This window comes from Roseobacter sp. HKCCA0434, from assembly GCF_032464675.1.
Lineage (GTDB): Bacteria > Pseudomonadota > Alphaproteobacteria > Rhodobacterales > Rhodobacteraceae > Pontivivens.
In genome coordinates this window covers 1-7,301 of sequence record NZ_JAWDKL010000049.1, presented here as the reverse complement: position 1 = coordinate 7,301, position 7,301 = coordinate 1, and the positions used below count along the sequence as shown (strand labels likewise).

Genomic DNA, 7,301 nt, shown 5'->3' with positions numbered 1-7,301 from the left:
CAGACCAGTGAAAGAGGCGCCGCCCATCAGCGGATGTGGCCCAAGGCCGCAACCGTTCCGAACCGGAAAGGAGACACGGATGGACAACGATTGGCTCGAAAGCCGGGTGGCAGAAGCCGCCGCCCTGATCGCGAAGGGGGGCTTCTCCGCCCAGATCGGTCAGCGGTTCCTCGCACAGCACCTGCGCTGATCCGGTCCCAGCACGACCGGGCATCACCACCACGTCAAGGATAGACACCATGAAAGATACCAACCACATCGCCGCAGAAACGGTTTCCTACATCCCCGTGAGCGACCTCGCGCTGTCGCCCATGAACCCCCGTCAGACCGTGAGCGACGAGGAAATCCTCGCACTGGTCGCGAGCATCGAGAGCGTCGGTCTGATCCAGTCCCTCGCGGGCTTCGATACCGGCGAGCGGGTCGAGATCGTCGCGGGCGGGCGTCGCCTCCGTGCGCTCCAAGCCCTTGCCGAGAATGCCGCCGATGAATGGGCCGGGTTCGCCGTACCGGTGCGCGTGACCGCCGACAGGACCGAGGCGCAATCGTGGGCTTCGACCGAGAACATCATGCGCGCCGAACTGCACCCCGCAGATGAAATCCGCGCCTTCGCCGACCTCGCCACCACCGGCTATCCCATCGAGAAGGTGGCGCAGACCTTCGGCGTCACCGTGCGCCGGGTCCAGCAGCGCATGAAGCTGGCAGGGCTACCCGCGCCGATCCTCGACGCGCTGCGGGCCGACAAGCTGACACTGGACGCGGCAGCGGCCTACACGCTGGCACAGGACGAGGCTCATGCGCTCGCTGTGTTCGAGGACATGAACGGCACCTACTACGGCAGCGAAGCCTACACCATCCGGCGCAAACTGACGGCGGCGATGGCTGATGGTGGGGGCCGGGAAGGCAAGTTCGTGGGTCGCGAGGATTACGAGGCCGCAGGCGGCACCATCACCACCGACCTGTTCGAGGACAAGGTGCATTTCAACGACGCGGCGCTCTTGACCGAACTGGCGACTGCCAAGCTGGAAGAAATCGCCACTGACTTGCGGGCGGAAGGCTGGAAGTGGGTTGAGACCAGCACGGAGGACACCCCGTGGGACATCAAGCAGAAGATGGGCCGCACCTATGCCGAGCCGATCGGCCTGACCGACGAGGAACAGGCGCGCTATGACGATCTGGCCGAGAAGGTCGAATATGGCGAAGCGACCGACGAGGAACAGGAGGAAGCCGAGGCCCTGTCGGAGAAGATGGACCGGCCCGGTCCCTACAGCGCCGAGCAGATGGCCCATGCGGGCGTGTTCGTCACCCTCGACTGGAGCGGCAAGGTTCACATCGAAGCTGGCATGGTCCGCCCCGAGGACATCGACGCCGCCGTCGAGGCGGGCATCTGCCGCAAGTCCGCCCATGTCGGTACGGGAACCACCGAGAAGCCCAAGTACCCGCAGGCGCTGACCGACGACATGACCCGCATCCGCAATGCCGCCATCCAGCGCGCCTTGGCGAAGAAGCCGGAACTGGCACTGGACCTGCTGACCTTCGTGCTGGCCTCCGACCTGTCCTCCTACGCGGCCCCGGTCGCGGTGAACATGGAGACCATGCCCAACATGCCGAAGAACGACATGGGGCTGGACGAGGATGCGCGGTTCGATCCGACCTATACCGTGCGATTCAAGCGCGATGCAGGCACGGTCGAGACCTTCGAGACCTTCCGCGCTTCACCCAAGAAGCAGCGCAACGCGCTTCTGACGGCAGCGATCGCGCGCGGCTTCGGCTCCGACCTGCACGGCAACGGCACCAAGCGCGCCTTCGTGGACCACATCGCCTCCATGCTGGTCCCGAATGTCCGCGATGTCTGGACCCCGAACGAGGCGTTCTTCAAGCGGCTGACGGCGGCGCAACTGGACGAGGTGTTCGCCGAGGTTCTGGGTAAGGCCCCCAGCGCCGAGACCGTGAAGATGAAGAAGGCCGACAAGGTTGCGGCCCTCGCTCTCTGGTTCGAGGACCCCGATGCCCAGAAGGCCCTGACGGCGGATCAGAAGGCCCGCGTGAAGGCGTGGCACCCGGTCGAGATGGGCTTCGAGACCACCGACGACACGGTGCAGGCCGAGTGAGCGACAGGGCAGGGGCCGCATGGCCCCTGCCTCCCCGAACCCCCAGCGGACCACGGAGGAGACGAGACATGGCGGAATTCTGCGGACACGCGCACCCGGTCCTGGCTGTCCCTTGCGCGACCTGCCGCGCGAAGCCCGGCGGCTGGTGCAAGCGCCCGAGTGGCCACCGGGCCTCCGACTTCCATCAATCGCGCAAGGACCTCGCCGATGCGCTGTTCATTCGGCAGCACGGGCCGGATGCCAGCATCGAGCGCAGCGCAACAGGCTGGGTGATCGACCCGACCGGATACCGCGAGGACCGAGAAGGGGGCGACGGCGGTGTTGACGTGCTGCCGCTGTTCGAGCAGGTAAGGAAGGCGAGCTGATGGCACGGATCGAGTACAGGACGCCGGGAACTCGACTGTGGTGGGGGTCCGTCCGGGAATGGGCCATCTGCGCGAAGCGGCTCGATGCCCGCCGCAGCTCCGAAGCTAGAAACATCGCGCTCGCCGCGCATGTGGAGGCTCTGCCACTTGAGCTGATCGCGGTGGATGCCGACAGGATCGCCATCGAGGCGGCGCTCGATCTCTTGATGGCCGGGCCGCCCGGCCTTTGCCGACCGCCGCGCGGCCTTCGGGCCGACGCACCCCACACACCGCGCATAATGGCCCTTTACAACCGGTGCAAAATGTTGGAACAAGATAAGAACACGATCACACCCGGCGCGAACTGGCTCGCCATCCACGGCAACCAGGGCCGCGCTTCCTGATCGAGAGATTCCTTGTGGTGAGGATGAGATTGGCCCCGCTTCGGCGGGGCCTTTCGCCTTTCAGGGGATGTGTACAGATTGCAATCACTTTCTAAAATTGCTATCATGCTGGTGTCGAGCGCAGGAGGTGACAAAACATGGGCAGCATGACGGTTCGCAACATTCCCGAGGACGATCACAACAACCTCAAGCTCGCCGCGAAGCTCAACGGTCGCAGCGTCGAGGAGGAAGTGCGCCGCATGATCGCGCGCGAGATGAAGCAACGCTTCGGCGGCGGCTTGGGTGCCACGATGCGGGCCTGCTGGGCTGGCATGACGGATGAACCTCTCGTCATCGAGCGATCGCAGGACGATCCGCGCCCGGTCGATTTCACATGATGATCCTCGATACGAATGTGGTCTCAGAGACGCAGCGGCCATCGCCCGACGAAAACGTCATGGCGTTCCTTGACCGCTGCAATCCGACCGAGACCTACATCACTGCGATCACGGTGGCGGAAATCCTCTACGGCATCGACCTGCTGCCCGAAGGTGCTCGGAAACGCGCCCTCGGCGACGCGGCCGCCAATCTATTCGAGCGCACCTTCGCAGATCGTATCCTTCCCTTCGATGCGCAGGCCGCCGGTCGCTACGCGCGCCACGCCGCCGCCGCCCGAGGGGCCGGGCAGGCGGTCCACTTCGCCGATGGGCAGATCGCGGCGATCGCGCTGGCCCATGACGGGGCCAGCGTCGCCACGCGCGACACGTCTCCCTTCAAGGCGATGGGTGTCACGACCATCGATCCCTGGACCGCCTAAGCGAGACCTGCGATGTGCAACCTCTATTCCAACACGCTGCCACCCGAGACGATGCGCCAGCTCTTCGGCGTCGAGGCGTCCGCCGATCGGCTCGGCAATGCCGAGCCGCTGACGGCGATCTTCCCGAAAGGCACCGCGCCCATCGTGCGCCCGGACGAGGACGGAGGCCGCGTCTTGGAGAATACGCACTGGGGCTTCGTGCTGCCGCAGGTCTCGAAGAGGACGGGCAAGCCGATTCAGCCCAAGGCCGTCAACAACGCCCGCGACGACAAGCTGTGCAGCTCACCCTTCTGGAAGTCGAGCTTCGCCGAGCGCCGCTGCCTCGTGCCCGCCACGAGCTTTTGCGAGGCCAAGGGCCGCAGTCCGGCCACCTATGTCTGGTTCGGCCTGGACGGCCCCGAGGCGCGCCCGCCCTTCGCCTTCGCGGGTGTCTGGCGCGGCTTCAAGGGCAACTATGGCGGCGAGCAGCGCGACCTCGTCACCTCCTCGATCGTCACCACCACGCCGAATGCGCTCACCCGCGAGACCCATCCCGACCGGATGCCGTGCATCCTCGATCCCGACGATTACGAGACATGGCTGACCGGCACACCGGATGCGGCCTTCGCGCTGATCGCGCCCTTTCCCGCCGAGCGCATGGTGATCCACCAGCAAGGCGAGACCCTGAAATCCGATCGAGGCGGGCTCGACTCGTAACGACCTGTCGCAGCGCCACTGCTTGACAGATCGCCGCCGCATCCGCGATGTCTGGAACATTGAGTGAACATCGTGAGTCCGAGCCGTGCCCGTCCATCCCTGCGATCCACCCCCTGCCTTCTCCTCCCGACCCGTGCGCCTGGTCGCGGCGCCGGTCAGCGCGGGCTTCCCGTCGCCGGCTGCGGACGATCTCGAAGACGAGATCGACCCCATCGCCTGGGTCGTGCGCCATCCGGCTTCGACCTTCTGGTGGCGGGTCGAGGGTGATTGCCTGATCGACGCCGGGATCCTCGATGGCGACATCATCGCCGTGGATCGCGCCGGAAAGGGCAGGCCCGGTCGCGCCGTCCTTGCCGTGGTGGACGGTGCCGTCACCGCGAAGATCCTGCGCCGTCGCGATGGACGCCCCATGCTCACCACGGCCAATCGCGCGAACGACTATCCCGACATCCCCATCACCGAGGATACGGAGATCTGGGGCGTCATCGCAGGCGTCGTGCGGCGCTACGAGCTGGCATGAAGCGCCCGATCGCGATCTCGGACAGCGCCAATTTCTACGTCTCGGCCGAGCGCCTGTTCGACCCCACCATCCGCTCCGCGCCCGTTATCGTCCTGTCCAACAACGATGGATGCGCGATTGCCCGTTCGGACCAGGCGAAATCCCTCGGAATCCGCATGGGGGAGCCGCTGCACCACATCCGAGACAAGATCGACGCGCATGGGGTGCGCGTCTTCAGCTCGAACTACACGCTCTACGGCGACATCTCGCGCCGCGTGGTCACGGTCTATCATGACTTCTCGCCATCGGTGGAGGTCTACTCGATCGACGAGTCCTTCCTCGACTTCTCCGGCTTCCGCGACCGCGACGCGCATGCGCGCAAAATGCGCGCCGCCGTCCTGCGCCGCATCGGCATCCCCGTCCGCGTCGGGATCGGGCCGACCAAGACCCTCGCCAAATGCGCGAACGAGCTGGCGAAGAAGAACCCGGTCTTCGACGGCGTGCTCGACATGATGGACGAGCAGATCGCAGGCTGGCTCCTGCCCAGGGTGCCGGTTGGCAACATCTGGGGCATTGGGTCGCGGACCGAGGCGAAGCTCCGCAAGCTCGGGATCACCACCGCGGCCGAGCTGCGCGACATGCCTGCGCGGCAGGCGCGCGCGCTCGGCACCCTGGTCCTGGAACGCACCGTGTTGGAGCTGCAAGGTGAGCCCTGTCTCTCCCTCGAAGAGGTCGAGCCGCAGCGCAAGGGCATGGCCGTCACCCGCTCCGCCTCCACCCCCATGACAGAGTTCGACACGCTGTTCGAGGCGCTGACCGCCCATGCTACCCGCGCCGCCGAGAAGCTGCGCCAGCATGGCCTCGTCGCGGGCACGCTGACCGCCTTCTTCCACACCAACCCGCACAAGCCCGATCGGCCGCAGCACTCGGCATCGAGGACCACCCGGCTCGTGCCGATGTCGGCCGACACCTTCGATCTCGTCGCGGCCGCGCGCAGATGCGCGCAGGCCGCCTGGCCGAAGGGGCAGGGGGGCTATGGCTTCACCAAGGCCGGGGTGATCCTCGACGATCTCGTGCGGGCCGAGGATCGGCCCCGCACGCTCTTCGACGCGCCCCGACCCCGATCGGCCGAGCTGATGGCCGCCCTCGATGCGGTCAACGACCGCTTCGGACGAAAGACCCTCACCATCGCCAGCGAAGGCACGACCCGGACTTGGAAGTTGCGCGCTGACATGCGCAGCCCGCGCTACACCACTCGGATCTCCGATCTGCCGGTCGTGCGGTAATCCCGATAGTGTCAGGTATCCCAAACCTCGGGAGGATGAGCTGGTGTCTCGAAGTCGTTTCGCCATTCTTGCAGCGGGCCGCGAAGATAGGCTTCAAGGGCGTCGTGGTTCACGCCTGCCTTAACAGCCTCGAATATCCTTTCAGCGCCATGCTGAAACCCTTTGCGGAACGCCTCTTCGCAAGGCCCGGCATTCATCACCCAGGTTCCGTCTTCGAGCTGCTTCATTCTGTCCTCCCCTTGCAGATCGCTTGCACATAGGAAGTCAACGTCACTCGCACCACCATTCGGGCCCGTCCGGCCATTCGCGCGCATAGCCTTCTTCCAGCATCACGTCGCCCGCCGTGCGGCCATCCGCCAGCACCAACCGTCCCAGGCCCCGTCCGTACCGATCGCGTTCCTCGAACAGGTGCAGCTCGACATCACCGCGCAGCAACTGGCGCATTCGCTGCGTCGCGCGATCCCCGATCAGACCCTCCTCCAGGCACTCAGCATGGCCGCCCGTGCTGGTCTCGGCCGCATCGAAACCGCCCCGCCCCGGCGACCCCCAGCCCACCAACCGCACGTTCAACCCGTCGCACCGCACATTGTCCCCATCGACCGCCTCCAGCCGCGCGCAGCTCACCGGGCTGGGGGTCGGCCCGGTCCCGGGACCGTCGCCCAGGGCTGATGCAGGATTGGGGGTCAGCAGCAAGGCGGATGTCGCTGCGAGGAGCGTTGCCAAGAGGTGTCGTCGAGCGTTCGGTTTCGTCGTCGTCATCGCCGTCAGTATCCCCCAGCTCTCCTAACGATCTCTTGATGGAGTCTGGCCCAGCAGGTCGATGCCGTACAGCGATCATTGATGGGTATCCTGCATTATCTGGTAAACGAAATTACCCGGTTTCAAGACCTTGGTGGTGAGTGCCGAGGTCATTGACCCGAGGCCGGAAATCGAACAGAAGGATGTCAGACTGAGCCAAACAGTTCTGAAGACCATCGGCCCCGAGCGATTTTTTGTTTGGGGTCGTTTGATTTTCGGGTCTGGCGACGGGCAGGTAGATCCAATCGCTAAGGTCATCGGCAGCTGAAGAAACTGCCTCAGCTCTCTCCAATTCAGGTTATCGACCTCATTATGTCGGGCTTCCCCCTGTCGGAATCCGTCATGGGCCAGGCTCTAGGGCGGCACGCCG

Annotated in this window: 10 protein-coding genes; 8 read left to right on the top strand and 2 right to left on the bottom strand. The window is 65.4% G+C overall.

What is annotated here, in order from left to right:
• Positions 1-239 precede the first annotated feature (239 nt).
• The 8 genes from RX333_RS17105 to RX333_RS17070 all read left to right on the top strand — a co-directional run bounded on the left by RX333_RS17105 (position 240) and on the right by RX333_RS17070 (position 6,133).
• Positions 240-2,108, top strand: coding sequence for a ParB/RepB/Spo0J family partition protein (locus RX333_RS17105; RefSeq protein ID WP_316016177.1), 1,869 nt, complete (start codon positions 240-242; stop codon positions 2,106-2,108).
• Positions 2,109-2,176: 68 nt separating this feature from the next.
• A complete protein-coding gene (locus RX333_RS17100; protein WP_316016176.1) occupies positions 2,177-2,473 on the top strand; it encodes a hypothetical protein in 297 nt (98 codons plus the stop codon).
• Positions 2,473-2,856, top strand: coding sequence for a hypothetical protein (locus RX333_RS17095; RefSeq protein WP_316016175.1), 384 nt, complete (start codon positions 2,473-2,475; stop codon positions 2,854-2,856). Before RX333_RS17100 ends, RX333_RS17095 begins: the two co-directional genes overlap by 1 nt.
• A 137-nt stretch (positions 2,857-2,993) precedes the next feature.
• Positions 2,994-3,233: a FitA-like ribbon-helix-helix domain-containing protein gene (locus RX333_RS17090; RefSeq protein ID WP_316016174.1), complete on the top strand. Its 240-nt coding sequence runs from the start codon at positions 2,994-2,996 to the stop codon at positions 3,231-3,233.
• The gene (locus RX333_RS17085) at positions 3,233-3,652 is read left to right on the top strand and encodes a type II toxin-antitoxin system VapC family toxin (RefSeq protein WP_316016173.1); all 420 of its coding nucleotides are present in this window, start codon (positions 3,233-3,235) and stop codon (positions 3,650-3,652) included. Before RX333_RS17090 ends, RX333_RS17085 begins: the two co-directional genes overlap by 1 nt.
• 12 nt (positions 3,653-3,664) lie before the next feature.
• Complete coding sequence (locus RX333_RS17080) at positions 3,665-4,348, top strand: SOS response-associated peptidase (protein ID WP_316016172.1); 684 nt, start codon at positions 3,665-3,667, stop codon at positions 4,346-4,348.
• Between the two features lie 133 nt (positions 4,349-4,481).
• Positions 4,482-4,868, top strand: a complete 387-nt coding sequence (locus tag RX333_RS17075; protein WP_316016171.1) for a LexA family protein — start codon at positions 4,482-4,484, stop codon at positions 4,866-4,868.
• Positions 4,865-6,133, top strand: a complete 1,269-nt coding sequence (locus RX333_RS17070) for a Y-family DNA polymerase (RefSeq protein WP_316016170.1) — start codon at positions 4,865-4,867, stop codon at positions 6,131-6,133. Before RX333_RS17075 ends, RX333_RS17070 begins: the two co-directional genes overlap by 4 nt.
• 11 nt (positions 6,134-6,144) lie before the next feature.
• On the opposite strand, the gene RX333_RS17065 is transcribed toward RX333_RS17070, so the two are convergent.
• Together RX333_RS17065 and RX333_RS17060 are read right to left on the bottom strand one after the other, a co-directional pair.
• Positions 6,145-6,360, bottom strand: coding sequence for a hypothetical protein (locus tag RX333_RS17065; RefSeq protein WP_316016169.1), 216 nt, complete (start codon positions 6,358-6,360; stop codon positions 6,145-6,147).
• A gap of 43 nt (positions 6,361-6,403) precedes the next feature.
• The gene (locus RX333_RS17060) at positions 6,404-6,757 is read right to left on the bottom strand and encodes a thermonuclease family protein (protein WP_316016168.1); all 354 of its coding nucleotides are present in this window, start codon (positions 6,755-6,757) and stop codon (positions 6,404-6,406) included.
• Between the last annotated feature and the right edge of the window lie 544 nt (positions 6,758-7,301).